At 68.5% G+C, this 18,670-nt stretch carries 21 protein-coding genes; 7 read left to right on the top strand and 14 right to left on the bottom strand.

From position 1 onward, the window contains the following. Positions 1-157: 157 nt before the first annotated feature. Positions 158-799 carry a GDSL-type esterase/lipase family protein gene (locus AC1RGU_RS29140; protein ID WP_492699713.1) on the top strand — a complete coding sequence of 214 codons (642 nt, stop codon included), beginning with the start codon at positions 158-160 and terminating at the stop codon, positions 797-799. Here the strand turns inward: AC1RGU_RS29140 and AC1RGU_RS29135 are convergent. Continuing rightward, positions 777-1,238: a hypothetical protein gene (locus AC1RGU_RS29135; RefSeq protein ID WP_307696833.1), complete on the bottom strand. Its 462-nt coding sequence runs from the start codon at positions 1,236-1,238 to the stop codon at positions 777-779. The two genes, AC1RGU_RS29140 and AC1RGU_RS29135, sit on opposite strands and share 23 nt — an antisense overlap. 96 nt (positions 1,239-1,334) lie before the next feature. On the opposite strand from AC1RGU_RS29135, the gene AC1RGU_RS29130 reads away from it, so the two are divergent. Further along, positions 1,335-1,712 (top strand): MerR family transcriptional regulator, encoded by a 378-nt coding sequence (locus tag AC1RGU_RS29130; RefSeq protein WP_492699712.1) that lies wholly within the window; start codon positions 1,335-1,337, stop codon positions 1,710-1,712. Here the strand turns inward: AC1RGU_RS29130 and AC1RGU_RS29125 are convergent. The 4 genes from AC1RGU_RS29125 to AC1RGU_RS29110 form a co-directional block, all read right to left on the bottom strand. Next, positions 1,679-2,203: a class IV adenylate cyclase gene (locus tag AC1RGU_RS29125; RefSeq protein ID WP_492699711.1), complete on the bottom strand. Its 525-nt coding sequence runs from the start codon at positions 2,201-2,203 to the stop codon at positions 1,679-1,681. The two genes, AC1RGU_RS29130 and AC1RGU_RS29125, sit on opposite strands and share 34 nt — an antisense overlap. 304 nt (positions 2,204-2,507) lie before the next feature. Beyond that, positions 2,508-2,864, bottom strand: a complete 357-nt coding sequence (locus AC1RGU_RS29120; protein WP_492699710.1) for a hypothetical protein — start codon at positions 2,862-2,864, stop codon at positions 2,508-2,510. After that, positions 2,861-3,460, bottom strand: coding sequence for a cob(I)yrinic acid a,c-diamide adenosyltransferase (locus AC1RGU_RS29115; protein WP_062473752.1), 600 nt, complete (start codon positions 3,458-3,460; stop codon positions 2,861-2,863). Before AC1RGU_RS29115 ends, AC1RGU_RS29120 begins: the two co-directional genes overlap by 4 nt. A gap of 14 nt (positions 3,461-3,474) precedes the next feature. Then, complete coding sequence (locus tag AC1RGU_RS29110; RefSeq protein WP_095948436.1) at positions 3,475-3,975, bottom strand: DinB family protein; 501 nt, start codon at positions 3,973-3,975, stop codon at positions 3,475-3,477. A gap of 76 nt (positions 3,976-4,051) precedes the next feature. Here AC1RGU_RS29110 and AC1RGU_RS29105 point away from each other — a divergent pair, with 76 nt between their 5' ends. Further along, positions 4,052-5,476 carry an FAD-binding oxidoreductase gene (locus tag AC1RGU_RS29105; RefSeq protein WP_070061438.1) on the top strand — a complete coding sequence of 475 codons (1,425 nt, stop codon included), beginning with the start codon at positions 4,052-4,054 and terminating at the stop codon, positions 5,474-5,476. Positions 5,477-5,563: 87 nt separating this feature from the next. On the opposite strand, the gene AC1RGU_RS29100 is transcribed toward AC1RGU_RS29105, so the two are convergent. The 9 genes from AC1RGU_RS29100 to AC1RGU_RS29060 all read right to left on the bottom strand — a co-directional run bounded on the left by AC1RGU_RS29100 (position 5,564) and on the right by AC1RGU_RS29060 (position 13,714). Further along, positions 5,564-6,463: a CsgG/HfaB family protein gene (locus tag AC1RGU_RS29100; protein ID WP_070061439.1), complete on the bottom strand. Its 900-nt coding sequence runs from the start codon at positions 6,461-6,463 to the stop codon at positions 5,564-5,566. Between the two features lie 131 nt (positions 6,464-6,594). Further along, complete coding sequence (locus tag AC1RGU_RS29095; RefSeq protein WP_062473760.1) at positions 6,595-7,548, bottom strand: ParB/RepB/Spo0J family partition protein; 954 nt, start codon at positions 7,546-7,548, stop codon at positions 6,595-6,597. After that, on the bottom strand, positions 7,548-8,093 hold the full coding sequence (locus tag AC1RGU_RS29090; protein WP_492686803.1) for an RBBP9/YdeN family alpha/beta hydrolase: 546 nt from the start codon (positions 8,091-8,093) through the stop codon (positions 7,548-7,550). Before AC1RGU_RS29090 ends, AC1RGU_RS29095 begins: the two co-directional genes overlap by 1 nt. Positions 8,094-8,141: 48 nt before the next feature. Next, complete coding sequence (locus AC1RGU_RS29085; RefSeq protein ID WP_062473764.1) at positions 8,142-9,062, bottom strand: ParA family protein; 921 nt, start codon at positions 9,060-9,062, stop codon at positions 8,142-8,144. A gap of 29 nt (positions 9,063-9,091) precedes the next feature. After that, positions 9,092-9,706, bottom strand: coding sequence for a LysE family transporter (locus AC1RGU_RS29080; protein ID WP_095743039.1), 615 nt, complete (start codon positions 9,704-9,706; stop codon positions 9,092-9,094). Positions 9,707-9,820: 114 nt separating this feature from the next. Further along, a complete protein-coding gene (rsmG, locus tag AC1RGU_RS29075; protein WP_492686802.1) occupies positions 9,821-10,465 on the bottom strand; it encodes a 16S rRNA (guanine(527)-N(7))-methyltransferase RsmG in 645 nt (214 codons plus the stop codon). Then, positions 10,462-12,447: a tRNA uridine-5-carboxymethylaminomethyl(34) synthesis enzyme MnmG gene (mnmG, locus tag AC1RGU_RS29070; protein ID WP_492699707.1), complete on the bottom strand. Its 1,986-nt coding sequence runs from the start codon at positions 12,445-12,447 to the stop codon at positions 10,462-10,464. The genes rsmG and mnmG overlap by 4 nt, the downstream gene beginning before the upstream one ends. A 197-nt stretch (positions 12,448-12,644) precedes the next feature. Beyond that, complete coding sequence (locus tag AC1RGU_RS29065; RefSeq protein WP_492699705.1) at positions 12,645-13,532, bottom strand: transglutaminase-like domain-containing protein; 888 nt, start codon at positions 13,530-13,532, stop codon at positions 12,645-12,647. Further along, positions 13,529-13,714, bottom strand: a complete 186-nt coding sequence (locus tag AC1RGU_RS29060) for a DUF1328 family protein (protein ID WP_013538518.1) — start codon at positions 13,712-13,714, stop codon at positions 13,529-13,531. The genes AC1RGU_RS29065 and AC1RGU_RS29060 overlap by 4 nt, the downstream gene beginning before the upstream one ends. Before the next feature lie 190 nt (positions 13,715-13,904). Here AC1RGU_RS29060 and gstA point away from each other — a divergent pair, with 190 nt between their 5' ends. The 4 genes from gstA (at position 13,905) to AC1RGU_RS29040 (ending at position 18,464) form a co-directional block, all read left to right on the top strand. Next, the gene (gstA, locus tag AC1RGU_RS29055) at positions 13,905-14,513 is read left to right on the top strand and encodes a glutathione transferase GstA (RefSeq protein ID WP_369645751.1); all 609 of its coding nucleotides are present in this window, start codon (positions 13,905-13,907) and stop codon (positions 14,511-14,513) included. 140 nt (positions 14,514-14,653) lie between these two features. Beyond that, a complete protein-coding gene (locus AC1RGU_RS29050; protein ID WP_492699703.1) occupies positions 14,654-15,451 on the top strand; it encodes an enoyl-CoA hydratase/isomerase family protein in 798 nt (265 codons plus the stop codon). Then, positions 15,448-17,274: an acyclic terpene utilization AtuA family protein gene (locus AC1RGU_RS29045; protein ID WP_492699701.1), complete on the top strand. Its 1,827-nt coding sequence runs from the start codon at positions 15,448-15,450 to the stop codon at positions 17,272-17,274. The genes AC1RGU_RS29050 and AC1RGU_RS29045 overlap by 4 nt, the downstream gene beginning before the upstream one ends. An 86-nt stretch (positions 17,275-17,360) precedes the next feature. Further along, positions 17,361-18,464, top strand: a complete 1,104-nt coding sequence (locus AC1RGU_RS29040; RefSeq protein ID WP_159279063.1) for an alkene reductase — start codon at positions 17,361-17,363, stop codon at positions 18,462-18,464. The last annotated feature ends 206 nt before the right edge of the window (positions 18,465-18,670 follow it).

Raw genomic sequence — 18,670 nt, 5'->3', positions numbered from 1 at the left:
CGGACCTCGGTGGCAGTGAAGGGATGTGCAGGGCTGCGATTCTTCGCCGCTGTCCCGTCGCCGGGAAGGAACGAAAACGGAGAGGCTTATGCGCTTTCCGAGCAAGCGAAGGGGCAAACGCCAACGGCCGCGCGGCCTCGTTTAAGCTGCGCGCCACATGAAGCGACGCCACCTCCTCCAGATGCTCGCCGGCGTGCCGGCCACCGCCCTGCTGCTCTCTGCGTGCGGCAAACGAAAGGCCTCAGCCAACGCGTTGAAGCCCGATGCCCGCGTGCTGGCGCTGGGCGACAGCCTGACCTTCGGCTACGGCGCGTCGCCCGAGACGGCGTGGCCCGCGAAGCTGGGCGAGCTCACGGGCTGGCAGGTCGAGAACGCGGGCGTCAACGGCGACACCTCGGCGGGCGCGCTGGAACGCCTGCCCGCGCTGCTGTCCGCCGGCAGCTACGACGCGATCCTGATCGGCATCGGCGGCAACGACATGCTGCGCGGCGTGTCGCCCGCCAGCACGCGCGAGAACCTCGCAGCACTCATCGAGCAGGCGCGCGCGCACACGTCGCATGTGGCGGTGCTGGCCACGCCGGCGCCCGATGCGATGCGCGCGGTGGTCGGCTCGCTCAGCGATGCGCCGTTCTACGAAGAGGTCGCGAAGTCGGGGCAGGCGTTGCTGGTCGCCGGTGTGTATTCGGGCGTGCTGTCGGACGCGGCCCTGCGCTCGGACCGCATCCACGCGAACGCGAAGGGCTACGCCCAGGTGGCGCAGCAGTTGGCCGAGCAGCTCAAGGCTGCGGGCTGGCGCTGAGGCCTGTGGCGCGGTCGTCGGCGTGCATCGGCGCGCGTGCCGTGGCGCCGCGCACTGGCAGGCTCTCGAGCACGCCGAACAGCAGCTCCATCGCGGTGAAGCCGAGGATGATCAGGCTGGCGCCCTGCGTCACGGCGTAGACCTGCCAGGTCGCGAACAGGAAGCGCGCCACGGCGTCGTAGCGCCCATAGCGCAGGCGCGGATCGCGGATGCGCAGCACGGCCCAGACGGTGACCACCGAACCCAGCAGGTTGGCCATCAGCATGTGCACGGGGTCGAAGGCCGGAAAGCTGCCCGGCAGCTGCAGCGTCTGGATGGTCCACAGCAGCAGAGCGTGCACTGCGGCGAAGGTCCACGGCGTGGCGAAGCCGATGGTCACCACGAGGTCGTACCAGGCGCTGGCGCGGACGATGCGTTGGTAGGTGGGAAGCGCGATCATGAAAAAGAGCCCTGCAGGGAGTGAAGAAGCCCCGGAAGCTAAAGCCTCGGGTACGCTCCAGGGTCAAGCACATTCTTCGGCGAAGGAACCACGACCATGCAGATCGGCCAGCTGGCTTCGGCGACGGGCTTGAGCCGCGACACGCTGCGTTTCTACGAAGAGCGCGGCCTGATCCGCGCGCAACGCGGCAGCAACGGCTACCGCGTCTATGCGAGGGAAACCGTGCAGATGGTGGGCTACATCCGCACCGCGCAGAAGCTCGGCTTCAGCCTCCACGAGATCGGCGACAACCTGCCCGCGGTGTGGGAGTCGGCCGCGCCCGACCAGGCGATTGCGGCACTGTTGGCCGACAAGGTCGCGGTCATCGACCAGAAGATCGCCGAGCTGAATGCGCTGCGGCAAGACCTGCTGGCACGCGTGCCCGCGGGCTGTCCGATGGCTCAGGCGGCCTGCGCGCGCAACAGGTCGACGTAGGCGCCCTGCACCAGCTGGTCTTCAGCGACGCCGAGCCGGGCCATGAGCGCATGGGCTTCGGCCACGCCGGCGTCGGCGGGCTCGCCGTCTTGCAGCACCACTTCGAGTTCGAGGAACTCACCGAGGCCTTCGACGCGGTCGAGGTGCACGCGCGTGCGGCCCACGAGAAACAGGCGGCGCTGCTTGCGCACGCGGCCGGCCTGGCCCCAGGCGAGCGTGAGCGATTCGCGCAGCGCGTCGGGCGTGGCGGTGGGCGTGATCAGGTAGAACGATTCCTTCGGGCCGGTGCTGTCGGCGCGACGGTAGAAGATGAGCTCGGCGCGGTCGGGTGCGAAGGTGCGCAGCTTGAGGCGGTCGGCGCTGTGCTCGCAGCGGAAGAAGGTGTCGTCTTGCGCGATCTCGATGGGACCCTGGTCGGCGAGTGTTGCGGCGATTTCTGCGATGCGGTCCACGCTGTCGATGCGGGCCTTGATCTCTATGTTTCTGGCCATGTCTTCTCGTTTTCTTGAGGCTGGGTTCGGGGCGCGTGCACAGGCCACCGGGTACTTCCCTCCGCGAATGTCCCCCGGGCTTCGCCCTCCTCCTTGATTTCGCTGCGGGAAGCACCCAGTGTCCTGCGCACGATGGGCGCGGTCGTCGTGCGGCCGATCAACGACCGCGCTGCCCAACGCTCACGCCGATGCGGTGCCTTGCGCAGCGAAATCAAGGGGGAGCCCGAAGGGCGGAGGACATTCGCGGAGCAAGGTACCGCGTCGGCGGGAGCGACGCCCTGAACAACAACTCAGCAACAGCGAATCAAGGCGCGTTGCCCTGCGGCCCCACAGGCGGTGGCGCCGCGCGCCCACTCGAGCCCGGCGCCAGCTTGCGTCCGAAAGCTTCGCCCACGTTGCGCACGGGCCGGCTGGCTTTTTCCGACACGTTGCTCACGCCGCGCCGCGTGGCGGCATCGGCGCGGTTGACGCCGCGGCCGGCGGCGTTGGTGCCGCGCTGCACGCTGCCCACCACCTTGCCGCTGCGCGAGGGCGACTTGATCGTCTGGGCGCGTTCGGCCTGGGGCGGGTTGTCGGCGCTCTGCGCCTGCGCGGTGACGGGCAGCCAGAGCGCGGCGGCGATGGCGGCGAGCGATGCGGTGGTGATGTGAAGCTTCTTCATGGCGTCGTCCCCTGGGAGTGGTCTTCGGATTCGGCGGCGGCCGCGCGGGCCATGCGCTCGCTCTTCCAGTACACGTCGTCGCCGCCGTTCATGCGGTTGAGCACGCGTGCGAGCACGAAGAGCAGATCGCTGAGCCGGTTGAGGTACTGGCGCGGCGCGTCGTTGAGTTCGGTGGTGGCGCCCAGCGACACCACGGCGCGCTCGGCACGCCGCGCCACGGTGCGGCACACGTGCGCGAGCGAGGCGGCGCGCGTGCCGGCGGGCAGGATGAATTCGGCCAGGCGCGGCAAGGCGGCGTTGTGGTCGGCCAGCGCGTTGTCGATCTGCAGCAGCGCCTCGGGCTTGAGCAGCGTGAAACCGGGCATCGAGAGTTCGCCGCCGAGGTTGAAGAGCTGGTGCTGCACGTCGACCAGCAGCTCGCGCACGGGCTCTGGCAGCGGCTCGCACAGCAGCACGCCGATGTGCGAGTTGAGTTCGTCCACGTCGCCCATCGCGTGCACGCGCAGGTGGTCCTTGGGCACGCGGGTGTTGTCGCCCAGGCCGGTGGTGCCGTCGTCGCCGGTGCGGGTGGCGATCTGGGAAAGTCGGTTGCCCATGGGCGCTCCTCGGTTCAGGTCGAAAGGCCGGCGGCGTCGATCTTGCCGGCCAGCCATTGCAGTCCGGCCAGATGCTGATGGTCGTGGCTGCACAGGTAATGGATGAGGCTGCGCATCGTGAGCGGGCCGTAGCCCTCGAACACGGCCGTGCGCGCCAGCTGCGCGTCGCTCAGCTGCGAGATGATTTCCATCGTCTGCACGCGCGCCTGGCGGAACTCGGCGAGCACCGCTGCAGGGTCGGCCGCGCCGTAATGGCGCTCGATGGCCAGCGGCTCGCTGTCGATCGATGCGAGCGTCGGATGGGTCTCGGCGAGCGTGCGGCGAAAGCGCACGTGGTAGCCCTCGATCTCGATGTCGCGCACATGGCACAGCTGCTCGATGGCGGTGAAGGCTTCGCTGGGCACGCCCTCCCATGAAGGCGGCGCCCAATGCCGAAAGGCTTTGGGAATGGCCGCGTAGTGGGCTTCGAGCTGCGAGGGAAAGGCCGCGAGGGCTGCAAGGGTCGTGGGGTTCATGTCTTTTACCGAAGCGCATTATGGTGCGCGCTCCGTAAAATGGCCGATCCCCCTCAGCCCCTCCAGGAGACGCCCGATGAACGCCCCGACTTCCACCTCGCACCTGATGCCGGCGCTTCATCTGCGCGACGTTCCCGCGGCCCTGATCGACGGGCTGAAGGCGCGCTTCGGCGACAACTGTTCCACGGCGATGGCGGTGCGCACGCAGCACGGGCGCGACGAGTCGTCGTTCGACGCACCGCCGCCCGCGGCCGTGGTGTTCGCCGAAAGCACGCAGGATGTTGCCGATGCCGTGAAGCTCGCGAGCGAGCACAGCGTGCCGGTCATTCCCTTCGGCGTGGGCTCTTCGCTCGAAGGCCATCTGCTCGCGGTGCAAGGCGGCATCAGCATCGACGTGTCGCGCATGAACCAGGTGTTGTCGATCAACGCCGACGACCTCACGGTGACGGTGCAGCCCGGCGTCACGCGCAAGCAGCTCAACGAAGAGATCAAGAGCACGGGCCTGTTCTTCCCCATCGACCCGGGCGCCGACGCCTCCATCGGCGGCATGACAGCCACGCGCGCCAGCGGCACGAACGCGGTGCGCTACGGCACGATGCGCGAGAACGTGCTGGCGCTCGAAGTGGTCACAGCCAGCGGCGACATCATCCGCACCGGCACGCGCGCCAAGAAGTCGTCGGCCGGCTACGACCTCACGCGCCTCATGGTGGGCAGCGAAGGCACACTGGGCGTGGTCACCGAAGTCACGCTGCGCATCTACCCGCTGCCCGAGGCGGTGTCGGCGGCGATCTGCTCGTTCCCGAGCATCGAGGCCGCGGTGCGCACCACCATCGAGACCATCCAGCTGGGCGTGCCGATCGCGCGCGTGGAACTGATCGACGTGAACACGGTGCGCATGGTGAACGCCTACGCCAAGCTCAACCTGCGCGAAGAGCCGATGCTGCTGATGGAATTCCACGGCTCGCCCGCGGGCGTGAAGGAGCAGGCCGAGACGGTGCAGGAACTCGCGAGCGGCCACGGCGGCAACGCCTTCGAATGGGCCAGCACGCCGGAAGAACGCACGCGCCTGTGGACCGCGCGGCACAACAGCTACTTCGCGGCCGTGCAGTCGCGCCCGGGCTGCCGCGTGATCTCGACCGACACCTGCGTGCCGATCTCGCGCCTGGCCGACTGCCTGCTCGACTCGGTGGCCGAAGCCGATGCCAGCGGCATCCCCTACTTCCTCGTCGGCCACGTGGGCGACGGCAACTTCCACTTCGGCTACCTGCTCGACCCGAACATCCCCGAAGAGCGCGTGAAGGCCGAAGAGCTGAACCACGCGCTGGTGAGCCGCGCGCTGGCGCTCGAAGGCACCTGCACGGGCGAGCACGGCGTGGGCCTGCACAAGATGGACTTCCTGGTGACCGAAGCCGGCGTGGGCGCGATCGACATGATGCGCACGATCAAGCGCGCACTCGATCCGAAGAACATCATGAACCCGGGCAAGATCTTCAGCCTCTGATTCCTCGCGATCACGCATCAATGAAAAAGCCCGGCGGCTCGCAAGAGCACCGGGCTTTTTCGTGGCCCGAAGGCCCGCGTCCTGTTCTTACCTGCGGCGGCGTGCCGGTGCCGGCTCCGGCGGCACGTAGGTCTGCGAAGGCGCAGCGCCCCCATCGACACCCAAGCGGCCACCGCCGCCCAGGCCCTGGCCGCGCACCGTCTGCGCCTTGTAGTTGCGCAGCGAGCGAACCATCTGGTTGAAGGCGTCCATGAAGGCTGCCGCAATCACCTTGCCCTGCGCCGTGTTGGTGTAGCCGCCGAGGCCACCGGCGCCGCTGCGGCCGGCCAGGCCGCCGAAGGCGCCGAAGTCGGTCTTGGAGGCGCTGCCCTCGGCTGCTGCGACCTGCACGCCCGAGCGGTTGTCGATGAGCGTCAGCAAGGCGCTGGCTTCCTTGGTCTGCAGGCTGCCGCCGACGGCTGCGATGGCGCGGCCACGGCCGCCGCCCACGAGGCCGCCGAGCGCGCCGCCGATGCCGCCGGCATCGCTGTTGCTGAACACGATCTCGGGCGACAGGCCGTAGTCGGAGGCCACCATCTGGCCGCGGCCGAAGTTGCTGCCGCCGCGCATCTCGCCCGACTGCTGCAGCGCACGTTCACGCGTCATCGCGTTCATGCCGGCCGCGCCGCGCTCGACCACGATGAAGCAGTTCGACTGCTGCACCAGCAAACGCAACAGATTTGCAGTAGGCGGCAAGCGGTACTCGCCCGTGAGGATGGTGTACCAACCGGCGTTGACGTTCTCGACCAGCGACACGGTGCCCAGTGGCGATTCGCAGCGCTCGAGCTGGCTGCTCTCGCCCGAGGTGGCACCGCCGGCGGCGCTGCCCGTGGCCATGGTCTTGGCCGATTGGCTGCCCATCTGCATGTCGGTGGTGGCGCAGCCCGTGAGCAGCAGTGCGCCGACGGCGACTGCGGCGAGCGGGAACTTGGTGGCGAAGAACGGCATGGTCGACTCCCTCGTTTCGATGGTGGTGGTCTTGCAGGGCTGAAAGAAAAACCGCGATCGAGGATACGCGCAAAGGATTGCAGGAATCAATCAAACGAACGCTGGGGTCCGTCTTCGCAACGCAAGCCGAACTAGGCCGTTCGGCGGATGCGTTCGATGAGTCCGTTGAGCGCCTCGATGGAGCCGAAGTGGATCGCCAGCTCACCGCTTTCGCCGCGCTTCGTGCGCTTCTTGATGCGCACCTCGACCTCGGCCGTGAGCAGGTCGGCCAGCTCTTCTTCCACGCGCTGCAGGTCGCGCGACTTCTCGCCGGCATTGCCGCGCCGCGAGGGCGTGAGCGTGAACTCGGCCGCGAGCTTCTTCACCAGCGCCTCGGCCTCGCGCACCGACATCTTCTTGGCGGCGATCTGGTTGGCGGCGGTGATCTGCGTGCCGCGATCGAGCGACAGCAGCGCGCGCGCATGGCCCATGTCGATGTCGCCTGCCATCAGCATCAGCTGCGCGGGCTCGGCCAGGTTCAGCAGGCGCAGCAGGTTGCTGGCGGCGCTGCGCGAACGGCCGACGGCCTGGGCCGCCATTTCGTGAGTGAGCCCAAACTCGGTCACCAGGCGTTGCAGGCCTTGGGCCTCTTCCAGCGGGTTGAGGTCTTCACGCTGGATGTTCTCGATGAGCGACATGGCCGCCGCGGCCTCGTTGGGCACGTCGCGCACCAGCACCGGCACGGTGTCCAGGCCCGCGAGCCGGGCGGCACGGAAGCGCCGCTCGCCCGCGATGATTTCGTACTCGGCGTTCTTGGCCGCGGCCGATTCGGCGTCGAGCCGGCGCACCAGGATCGGCTGCATGATGCCCTGCACTTTGATGCTCTCGGCCAGCTCGTACAGCGCGCCCTCGTCCATGCGGGTGCGCGGCTGGTAGACGCCGGCCACCATCTGGTCGAGCTTCAGGGTGTTGGGGTTCTGCGGGGCACCGCCCTCTTCCGTGGCGCGGTCGCCGCCATTGCCGAGTGGATCGGCGGAGGGTGCGGCCGTCGGGCCGAGCAGCGCTTCGAGGCCGCGGCCCAGGCCCTTGGGTTTCTTGGTCGCCATCAGTGCGTGTCTTTCGAGAGGTCGTTCAGGAGTTTCCGGCCTTCGGGCCAGTCGCCCAGGCCGGATTCGGCGTTCAGGTGGCCACCGGTGCCGGCATCGATGAAGCGTGCGCCCCAATCGCTGGCCAGCTGCTTCGAGCGCGAGGCTTCGCAGTACGGGTCGTCGTTGGCGGCGATCAGCACGGCCGGAAACGGCAGCGGCTGGCGCACGATGGGAGCCCAGCCGGGAATCAATTGGCGCAGGTCGTCGCGCTCCAGGTCGCCGGGCGCCACCAGCAGCGCGCCGCGCACCTTGTGCGTGTTGCGCGAGTGGGCGGCCCAGGCGGCGGTGAGGATGCAGCCGAGGCTGTGGGCAGCCAGCACCACTTGGCGCGGCGCGGCCAGCACTTCTTCTTCGAGGCGGATCGACCAGTCGCCGCGCAGCGGGCGCATCCACTCGTGCTGGTCGACGCGGTGGTCGCCGTAGACCGACTCCCAGCGGGTCTGCCAATGGCCGGGGCCGCTGTTCTGCCATCCGGGCAGCAGCAGGATGTGGGGTTCACTCATGGCTGATTGCTACGAACTTGATAGCGCCTACCGCCCTTCGGGCGGGCATCAGACGGGGTTTTGATCGGTATCGGCGACGGAAGCGGAAGGCGCGGCGGCCAGCACATCGTCGGGGATCGGCAGATCGGGCACCACGCGCGGCGGGGGCGTGACCGGCGGCGCCACCGCACCCGAGGCGAAGGCGCTCGCGGGCGGCATCTTGGCGACCAGCTCTTCGGCGAAGGCGATGAAGGCCTGGCTGCCGCGGGCGGACGGGTCGAACACCACGCCCGGCAGGCCGTAGCTCGGCGCTTCGGCCAGGCGCACATTGCGCGGGATCACGGTGTCGAACACCTTGTCGCCGAAGTGGGACTTGAGCTGCTCGCTCACCTGCTGCTGCAGCGTGATGCGCGGATCGAACATCACGCGCAGCAGGCCGATGATCTGCAGGTTCTTGTTGAGGTTGGCGTGCACCTGCTTGATGGTGTTGACCAGGTCCGTGAGCCCTTCGAGCGCGAAGTACTCGCACTGCATCGGCACGATCACGCCGTGGGCCGCGCACAGGCCGTTGAGCGTCAGCAGGCTCAGGCTCGGCGGGCAGTCGATCAGCACGAAGTCGTACTCGGCACCGACCGCAGCCAGCGCGGTGCGCAGGCGTTTTTCGCGGCGGTCGAGCGCCACCATTTCGACTTCGGCGCCGGCCAGCTCACGGTTGGCGCCCAGCACGTCGTAGCTGGCTTCGGCCTCCACGAGCTTGTCGGACTTCACCCGCGCCTCGGCCACCGAGGCCGATTCGAGCAGCACGTCGTACACCGTGAGCTCCAGCTGGCGCTTGTCGATGCCCGAACCCATGGTCGCGTTGCCCTGGGGGTCGAGATCGATCATCAGCACCCGTTGGCCCACCTTGGCCAGGCCGGCGGCGAGATTGACGGTGGTGGTGGTCTTGCCGACGCCGCCCTTCTGGTTGGCGATGCAGAAAATCTTGGCCATGTGTCGTCAGTGCGGGTCGTCGGGGTCGGTCAGCGCGAGATCGCGAGCTTGATGCCGAAGGCGATCAAGAAGGTGCCAGCCAGCTTTTCGAGCGTGGCCGAGATGCGGGGATTGGCGCGGATGCGCTCGGCCAGGAAGTGCGTGAGCAGCGTCGAGGTCAGGCCGTACAGGAAGGTCAGCGCGGCGATGGTCACGGCCATGGCGCCGAAGGTGATGACGCCCTGGTGGCGCGCCGGATCGACGAACAGCGGGAAGAAGGCCATGTAGAACACGATCGCCTTGGGGTTCAGCAAGGTGATCGTCAGCGCCTGGCGCAGGAAATGGCTCGGGCGGATGTTCAGGATCGGTGCCGCGCCGGGCTTGGCCAGGAGCATCTTGAGACCGAGCCACGCCAGGTAGGCGGCGCCCAGCCACTGCACCGCCTTGAAGGCGGCCGGGTAAGCAGCCAGCACGGCCGACACGCCCGCCACCGCCGCCCACATCAGGACCTGGTCTCCCAGGATCACGCCGAAGGTCGCTGCCAGGCCGCCACGAATGCCGCCTTTGCTGGTCGAAGTGATCAGCGCCAGATTGCCCGGACCGGGAATCAGAAGGAACAGGACGATGGCGGCGACGAATGCGCCGTAGTCAGCGATGCCGAACATGGGATTTGCCTCGAAAAAGAGAGCCAGGGGGAGGCTTCGAGTCTAAGGCAGGCCAGCGCCGGGAAGATTGCTCCGGCACCGGCTTTTGCCGGCGCCGTCGCATCTTTTACGAAATCAGGCGGCCTCTTTGCGCGCCCAGACGATGCAGCGCTCGGCGTCCAGGCCCGGCACCGTCAGTTGTTCCACGTGAAACACTGCAACGCCGGCCGGCAAGACGGCCAGTTCGTCGGTCGGCACCTTGCCCTTCATGGCCAGCCAGACGCCGCCCGGTGTCAGCAGGTGCACCGAGCCGTTGAAGAAATCGGGCAGCGACGCGAAGGCGCGCGAGCTGATCACCTCGTAGCTGCCGGCCAGCGATTCGACCCGCGCATGCAGGCCGCGCAGGTTCGGCAGCTCCAGCTCGGCCGCCACCTGCTGCACGAAGGCCGCCTTCTTGGCGACCGCATCGAGGCAGCTGACCTCGATGTCGGGCCGCATGATGGCGATCACCACGCCCGGCAGACCGCCGCCGGAGCCGACGTCGAGCAGCCTGCCCTTCCCTGCCCACTCGCGCTGCAGCGGTGCGACGGCCGCGAGGCTGTCGAGCAGGTGGTGCGTCATGACGCCGGCCGGGTCGCGCACGGCCGTCAGGTTGTAGACCTTGTTCCACTTGAGCATCAGCGTGCCGTAGGCCAGCAGCTGTTCGCCCTGCGTGTCGGACAGGGCCACGCCCAGGGCGGCTGCGCCTGCGCGCAGCGTGTCGAGGGGCGTCGCGCTCATGGTGCGGTGTGCGGCTCGGTGGCAGCAGCTTCGGTGGTTTCTGTGGCTGTGGCGGTATCGGCGGCGTCGCGGGCGAAGGCCTTGTGCCCGCCCTTGCGCAGGTGAATCATCAGCAGCGAGATCGCGGCGGGCGTGACGCCCGAGATGCGCGATGCCAGCCCCAGCGTTTCAGGCCGGTGCTTGTCCAGCTTCTGGCGCACCTCGAAGCTCAGGGCCTTGACCTGGCTGTAGTCGAAGTCGGCCGGCAGCTTCAGGTTCTCGAAGTGGGCGGCGCGCTCCACCTCGTCGTGCTGGCGCTCGATGTAGCCGGAGTACTTGGCCGAGATCTCGATCTGCTCGATCTCGGAAGCGCTCAGCGCCGACGACGGGCCGTACTTGCCGCCGTCCAGCGACATCAGGGTTTCGTAGTTGACGTCGGGCCGGCGCAGCAGGTCGGCCAGGTTGTATTCGTGCTCGATGGCCTTGCCCAGCACCCGGGCCGACTCGGTCGCCGGCAGGTTGCGCGGGTTCACCCAGATCGACTTGAGCCGCTCTGTTTCACGTGAAACAGCGTCGCGCTTGCGGCTGAAAGCGTCCCAACGCGCGTCGTCCACCAGGCCCAGCTTGCGCCCTGCTTCGGTCAGGCGCATGTCGGCGTTGTCCTCGCGCAGCTGCAGCCGGAACTCGGCGCGGCTGGTGAACATGCGGTACGGCTCGGTCACGCCCTTGGTGATCAGGTCGTCGACCAGCACGCCGAGGTAGGCCTCGTCGCGGCGCGGCAGCCAGGCATCTTCGCCACGGCACTGCAGCGCGGCGTTGATGCCGGCGAACAGGCCCTGGGCCGCCGCTTCTTCGTAGCCGGTGGTGCCGTTGATCTGTCCGGCAAAGAACAGGCCGCGGATCGCACGGGTCTCGAAGCTGCTCTTGAGCTCGCGCGGATCGAAGTAGTCGTACTCGATGGCGTAGCCCGGGCGCAGGATGTGGGCGTTTTCCAGGCCCGGCATCGAGCGCACCAGCTGGTACTGGATGTCGAACGGCAGGCTGGTCGAGATCCCGTTCGGGTAGTACTCGTTGGTCGTCAGGCCTTCGGGCTCCAGGAAGATCTGGTGGCTGTCCTTGTCGGCAAAGCGGTTGATCTTGTCTTCGACGCTCGGGCAGTAGCGCGGACCGACGCCGTCGATCTTGCCGGTGAACATCGGGCTGCGGTCGAAGCCCGAGCGGATGATGTCGTGCGTGCGCTGGTTGGTGTGCGTCACCCAGCACGGCATCTGCCGCGGGTGCATCTCGACCTTGCCCATGAAGCTGAACACCGGCATCGGCCCTGCCCCACCGGGCATGCCGTCGCCGGGTTGTTCGGTGCACTTCGAGAAGTCGATGCTGCGACCGTCCAGGCGCGGCGGCGTGCCGGTCTTCAGGCGGCCCTGCGGCAGCTTGAGTTCCTTCAGGCGCGCCGACAGGCTGATGGCCGGCGGGTCGCCCGCGCGGCCGGCTTGGTAGTTGTCCAAGCCGACGTGGATGCGGCCGTCGAGAAAAGTGCCCGCGGTCAGCACCACGGTGCGTGCGCGGAAAGAAATGCCCACCTGCGTGACGGCGCCGACCACGCGATCGCCTTCGATCATCAGGTCGTCGACGGCTTGCTGGAACAGGCTCAGGTTCGGCTGGTTTTCCAGGCGGTGGCGGATCGCGGCCTTGTACAGCACGCGGTCGGCCTGCGCACGCGTGGCGCGCACGGCCGGGCCCTTGCTCGAATTGAGGATGCGGAACTGGATGCCCGCCTCGTCCGTGGCAATGGCCATCGCGCCGCCGAGCGCGTCGACCTCCTTCACGAGGTGGCCCTTGCCGATGCCGCCGATCGACGGGTTGCAGCTCATCTGCCCCAGCGTCTCGATGTTGTGGGAGAGCAGCAGCGTCTTGGCGCCCATGCGTGCGGAAGCGAGCGCGGCTTCGGTGCCGGCATGGCCACCGCCGACGACGATCACATCGAATTCTTCGGGGTACAGCATTGGAAAAAGGGGGCGCACCACAGACGCGTGCGCGGCGCAAAAAAGGGCACTAATTTTAAGCGGCGATGCCCTGCCGCAACCCCTGTGTGGACAAGCTAGGGAGCCGCGCCAAAATCGGCCTGGAGCCTTGTCGGCATTGCGCAGTTTGCTACATATTTAATAGCAAACAACCCGCATCGGGCGGTCACTTGGGAGGGTCAGAGCACCGGTTCGGGCTTCTCGATGCCCCGCAGCTCGCCACTGGGTGCCGGCGTGCGCGGCGCAATGACCCGCTCGTCCTGCAATTCGCGCACGGCGAGCTTCTTGTCGGTCATGCGCACCGCGCCGAAGATCGTGGAGAAGGCCACGTCCTTCGCGTCGCGCCCCGTGCCCACGCGCACCAGCCGGTCGACGGGCGCCATGCGCGTCGGATCGAACAGCACCCACTGCCCGCCGAGCCACGCTTCGAACACGGCATGGAAGTCCTGCGGCGGTTCGTCGAACCACACATAGCCCACCACCAGCCGCGCCGGAATGTTGAGCGCGCGGCAGAAGGTGATGCCCAGGTGCGCGAAGTCGCGGCACACGCCGGCGCGCTGCACGAACACTTCGCGCGCCGTGGTGGTCGAGTCGCTGCTGCCCGGCACGTAGACGATGCTGTCGTGGATCCAGTCGGCAATCGCCTGCACGCGGCCGATGCCCGGCGGCAGGTCGCCGAAGAGCTGCTGCGCGCAACGCGCCAGCAGGTCCGACTCGCAATAGCGCGTGGGCAGCAGGTCGCCCAGCACGGCGTCGGGCAGCTGGCTCACCGGCACCTCGGGCAAGGTGGCCGGCACATGCACCACCGGGCGCCGCACCGTCGCGCGGTAGACGATGGTCAGCGGCCCGGGCGCCGCGTCGAAACGCACGAAGCGGTTGCCGCTGTCGGCCTCGCAGCCCACCCGCAGCCGCGCGGGCGGCTCGATGGTGAGTGTCTCGGCCAGCACCGCCTGCGCACCCGTGCGCGCGGCCTCGATGTTCAGCCGCAGGTGCGCCGGGGCGTCCACCTCGTAGTCCAGGCGCAGGTCGACGTGCGACAGGTGCATGGCATGGGGCAAGGCGGTCAATCGAGCGCCTTCTTCACCGCGCCCACGCCAAGTGCGGCCAGCACCACGAACAGCACCGCCAGCACGAGGAACAGGCCGAACAGCAGCTTGGCGATGCCCGCCGCGCCGGCCGCCACGCCGCCGAAGCCCAGCAGACCCGCCACGAGCGAGATGACCGCAAAAATGATCGCGTACTTGAGCATGGTGAACCACTCCTTGGTTGCTTTGCGGCGGGCATGCACCGCCGTGTCCGGACTGTAGGAAGCCCCGCTGCGCCGCCCGATAGTCGGCACGCGCGAGCCTCCGTAGGACAAAAACGCGATGCAGCCAAACCCGCTAGCATCCCCTCCGGTCGCACAGATCTTTTCCTTCTATCCATTGGAGTTTTTTCGAATGAAGCTGTACTACTCGCCCGGCGCCTGCTCGCTCTCCCCCCACATCGCGCTGCACGAAGCGGGCATCGCCTTCGAGCCCGTGCTGGCCAGCACCAAGAGCCACAAGCTGCAGGACGGCACCGACTACTACGGCATCAACCCGCTGGGCTACGTGCCGATGCTCGAGCTCGACGACGGCACCCGCCTGCGTGAAGGCCCGGCCATCGTGCAGTACATTGCCGACCTCGCCCCCACCAAGAACCTCGCGCCCGCCAACGGCACCATGCCGCGCTACCGCCTGCAGGAGTGGCTGACCTTCATCGGCACCGAGATGCACAAGGGCTTCAGCCCGCTGTTCAACCCGGCCATGCCCGAGGAAGCCAAGTCCATCTCCAAGGACAAGCTCAAGGCCCGCTTCCAGTGGCTCGACAGCGAACTCGCCGCCAAGCAGTACCTGATGGGCGAGCATTTCAGCGTGGCCGACGGCTACCTGTTCACCGTCACCAACTGGACCAAGCCCACCGGCGTGGACATCTCGGACTTCCCCAACGTGCTGGCCTGGCACGCCCGCGTCGCCGCCCGCCCCGCCGTTCAGGAAGCGATGAAGGCCGAAGGCCTGCTGAAGTAAGCCGAAGCGCGCAGAACGCGACGCCAGCGACGATCCGGGCCACCCAGGGAAAACCCGGATCACCGCAGCCACAAGCCGCATGCCGCGGCTTTTTTTTCGGGCGACGCTACGGCATCCGTCACCAGGAAGCCGAGCCGCCCATGTCCGAATCCCCTCCCCCTTCTTCCCCGTCCCCCGTCGAGCTGCGCGAAGAGATGCGCGGGCCCGTCATGTGGCTCACCATCGATCGCCAGGAACGCCGCAACGCCATCAACGCGGCCGTGCTCGAGGGCCTGTCCGATGCACTGGCCCGCGCCAACCGCGACACCGCCGTGCGCGCCGTGGTCCTCACCGGCGCCGGCACGCGCGCCTTCTGCGCCGGCGCCGACCTGCAAAGCGGCACCTCCTTCAAGTTCGACTACGCCGCGCCCTATCAGGGCATCGCCAACCTCTTTCGCCAAGCGCGGCAATCGACCGTGCCGCTGATCGCGCGCGTCAACGGCGCCTGCATGGCGGGCGGCATGGGCCTCATGGCGATGTGCGACCTGGCCGTGGCCAGCCGCCAGGCTGTGTTCGGCCTGCCCGAGGTGAAGGTCGGCGTGTTTCCCGCGCAGGTGCTCAGCGTGCTCGGCGGCCTGCTGCCGCGCCGCGTGCTGGCCGAGATGTGCATCACCGGCGAACCGATCGACGCCGCGCAGGCGCTCGAGCTGAAGCTCATCAACCGCGTGAGCGACGACGTCGACGAGAGCGTCGACTGGCTGCTCGCCCGCCTGCTCGACAAGTCGCCCGCCGCCATCCGCCGCGGCCTGTACACGATGAAGAAGATCGAGGCCATGGCCTTCGAGGAATCGATGGCCTTCACCGAAAGCCAGATCGGCCTGTTCGCGCTCACCGAAGACGCGGCCGAAGGCCAGCTCGCCTTCCGCGAGAAGCGCAAGCCGCAATGGAGTGGACGATGAACATCAACAAACGCAACCCCAACGGTCGCGTCGTGCGCATCGGCGGCGCCTCGGGCTTCTGGGGCGACAGCAGCGTGGGCGCGCCGCAGCTCGTGGCCAGCGGGCAGATCGACTACCTCGTGTTCGACTACCTCGCCGAACTCACCATGTCGATCCTCGCGGGCGCGCGACTGAAGAAGCCCGAGCTGGGCTACGCGACCGACTTCGTCTCCGTCGCGATGAAGGCCGTGCTGAAAGACGTCGTGAAACAGGGCATCCGCGTCGTGAGCAACGCGGGCGGCGTCAACCCGCAAGGCTGCGCCGATGCGCTCGCGGCACTGGCCGCCGAGCAAGGCGTCTCGCTGAAGATCGCCGTGGTGAGCGGTGACGACGTGTCGCCGCTGCTGCCCGAGCTGCGCGCCTCGCAACCGCCCGTGCGCGAACTGCAGAGCGGCGCGCCACTGCCCGAGCGCGTGCTCAGCGCCAACGCCTACCTGGGCGCGCGCCCGGTCCAGGCCGCGCTCGACGCGGGTGCGCAGGTCGTCATCACCGGCCGCTGCGTCGACTCGGCCGTCACGCTCGGCGTGCTCATGCACGAATTCCAATGGCAGCCCGGCGACCACGACCTGCTTGCCGCAGGCAGCCTCGCAGGCCACATCATGGAGTGCGGCTGCCAGGCCACCGGCGGCCTGCACACCGACTGGGACACCGTGCCCGACTGGCCGAACATCGGCTACCCCATCGTCGAATGCGCCGCCGACGGCAGCTTCGTCGTCACCAAGCCCGCGGGCACCGGCGGCAAGCTCACGCCCGCCGTAGTCGGCGAGCAGATGCTCTACGAAATCGGCGACCCCGCCGCCTACCTGCTGCCCGATGTGGTGGCCGACTTCACGCAGGTGCGCATCGAACAGGCGGGCGAACACCGCGTGCGCGTGCACGGCGCGCGCGGCCGCGCACCCACCGGCAGCTACAAGGTCTACGCCACGTATGTCGACGGCTTCAAGACCGCGGCGCAGCTCACGATCGTCGGCTTCGACGCGGTGGCCAAGGCGCGGCGCACCGGCGAAGCGATCCTCGCGCGCACCGGCGCCCTCTTCGCGCAACAGGGCCTCGGGCCCTACAGCGGCACGCAGCTCGAAGTGCTCGGCGCCGAGTCCTGCTACGGCCCGCACGCGCAGACACAGGCGCAGCAGATCCGCGAGGCCGTGCTGCGGCTCGCCGTGACGCATCCGCGCAAGGACGCGCTGGAGCTGTTCGCGCGCGAGGTCGCGCCGGCCGGCACCTCGTGGGCGCCCGGCACGACGGGCGCGGGCGGCGGGCGCGCCTCGGTGTCGCCGTCGATCCGGCAGTACGCATTCCTGCTCGACAAGGCGCGCGTGAGCCCGCAGGTGCGCGTCGATGGGCAGGCCGTCGATGTGCCCGCGACGCACGCCACCAGCAACGACCCACCCGCTGCGCACACCAACGACGCATGGCCCCTGGCCACGCCCGGCGACGACGCCATCGAAGTGCCGCTGATCCGCCTCGCGTGGGCCCGCAGCGGCGACAAGGGCGACACCTCGAACATCGGCGTCATCGCGCGCCATCCCGAGCTGCTGCCGCTGCTGCGCGCGCAACTCACCGAGGCGCGCGTGGCCGCATGGCTCGCGCACCTGGTGCAGGGCCACGTCACGCGCCACGAGGTGCCCGGCATCCACGCCTTCAACTTCGTCTGCGAGCAGGCGCTGGGCGGCGGCGGCATGGCCTCTCTGCGCAACGACCCGCTCGGCAAGGGCATGGGACAGATCCTGCTCGCGCTGCCCGTGCGCGTGAGCCCGGCGTTGCTGGCGCGGTTGCTTCCCTAGCACCAATCGAGACAACCGTGCGACAGCAGGGTTGAGACGGGCGGCTTAGCCTTGCGCCTGTTTCAACTCTGCCCCCTCAATCCACGATGTCCACCCTTTTCGACCCCGTCCAGGCCGGCGACCTCCAGCTCGCCAACCGCATCGTGATGGCGCCGCTCACGCGCAACCGCTCGCCCAACGCGATCCCGCCCGACATCGCTGCCACCTACTACGCCCAGCGCGCCAGCGCCGGTTTGCTCATCACCGAAGCCACCGCCATCAGCCACCAGGGCCAGGGCTACGCCGACGTGCCCGGCCTCTACGGTACCGAACAGCTCGACGCCTGGAAGCGCGTGACCGACGCCGTGCACGCCGAGGGCGGCAAGATCGTCGTGCAGCTGTGGCACGTGGGCCGCGTCTCGCACACCGAACTGCAACCCGGTGGCGGCAAGCCCGTCGCGCCCTCGGCCATCACCGCCAAGACCAAGACCGTGCTCATCAAGGACGGCGTGCCCACCTTCGTCGAGACCTCGGAGCCGCGCGCGCTCGACGCGGCCGAGCTGCCCGGCATCGTCCACGCCTATGCCGCGGCCGCACGCAACGCCGTCGAGACCGCAGGCTTCGACGGCGTGGAACTGCACGGCGCCAACGGCTACCTGCTCGACCAGTTCCTGAAAGACGGCAGCAACAAGCGCACCGACGACTACGGCGGCTCCATCAAGAACCGCGCGCGCCTGCTGCTCGAGTCCACGCGCGCCGTGGTCGACGCCGTCGGCGGCGGCAAGACCGGCATCCGCCTGTCGCCCGTCACGCCCGCCAACGACGCGCACGACAGCGACCCGCAGCCGCTGTTCACCTATGTCGTGCAGCAGCTCGCGCCGCTGAACCTGGCCTACATCCACATCATCGAAGGCGCCACCGGCGGCCCGCGCGAAATCGCCGACCGCCCCTTCGACTACGAAGCCCTCAAGGCCGCCTACCGCGCCGCTGGCGGCAAGGCCGCCTGGATGGTCAACAACGGCTACGACCGCCCCCTGGCCGAAGAAGCCGTGAAGGAAGGCGACGACCTCGTGGCCTTCGGCAAGCCCTTCATCTCGAACCCCGACCTGGTGCGCCGCCTGCGCGAGCACGCGCCGCTGAACGAGCTCGACAAGGCCACGATGTATGGGGGTGGGGTGAAGGGGTATACGGACTATCCGGCGTTGGGCTGAGCCAGCCTTCCAGCGTCAACTTCTTCGCGCTTGCTTCGCCCTTTTTGACGGGCAGCGCGTGAGGTGACGATTGTTCGCAGTGTGCGCCGCGCAGTCCCTGCAGACTGCGCCGACCTCTCCTCCTTCTCTCAAGGAAGTCGTCGATGCCGCGCACGCTGTCTGTCTCTTCTGCTGCGATCCCTGTTGTTCTTGGTCAGGCTGCACTG

It is taken from the genome of Variovorax sp. GW823-FHT02B07 (assembly GCF_058797695.1).
Note: the sequence above shows the minus strand (reverse complement) of the source record. Positions and strands in the feature narration are given on the sequence as shown.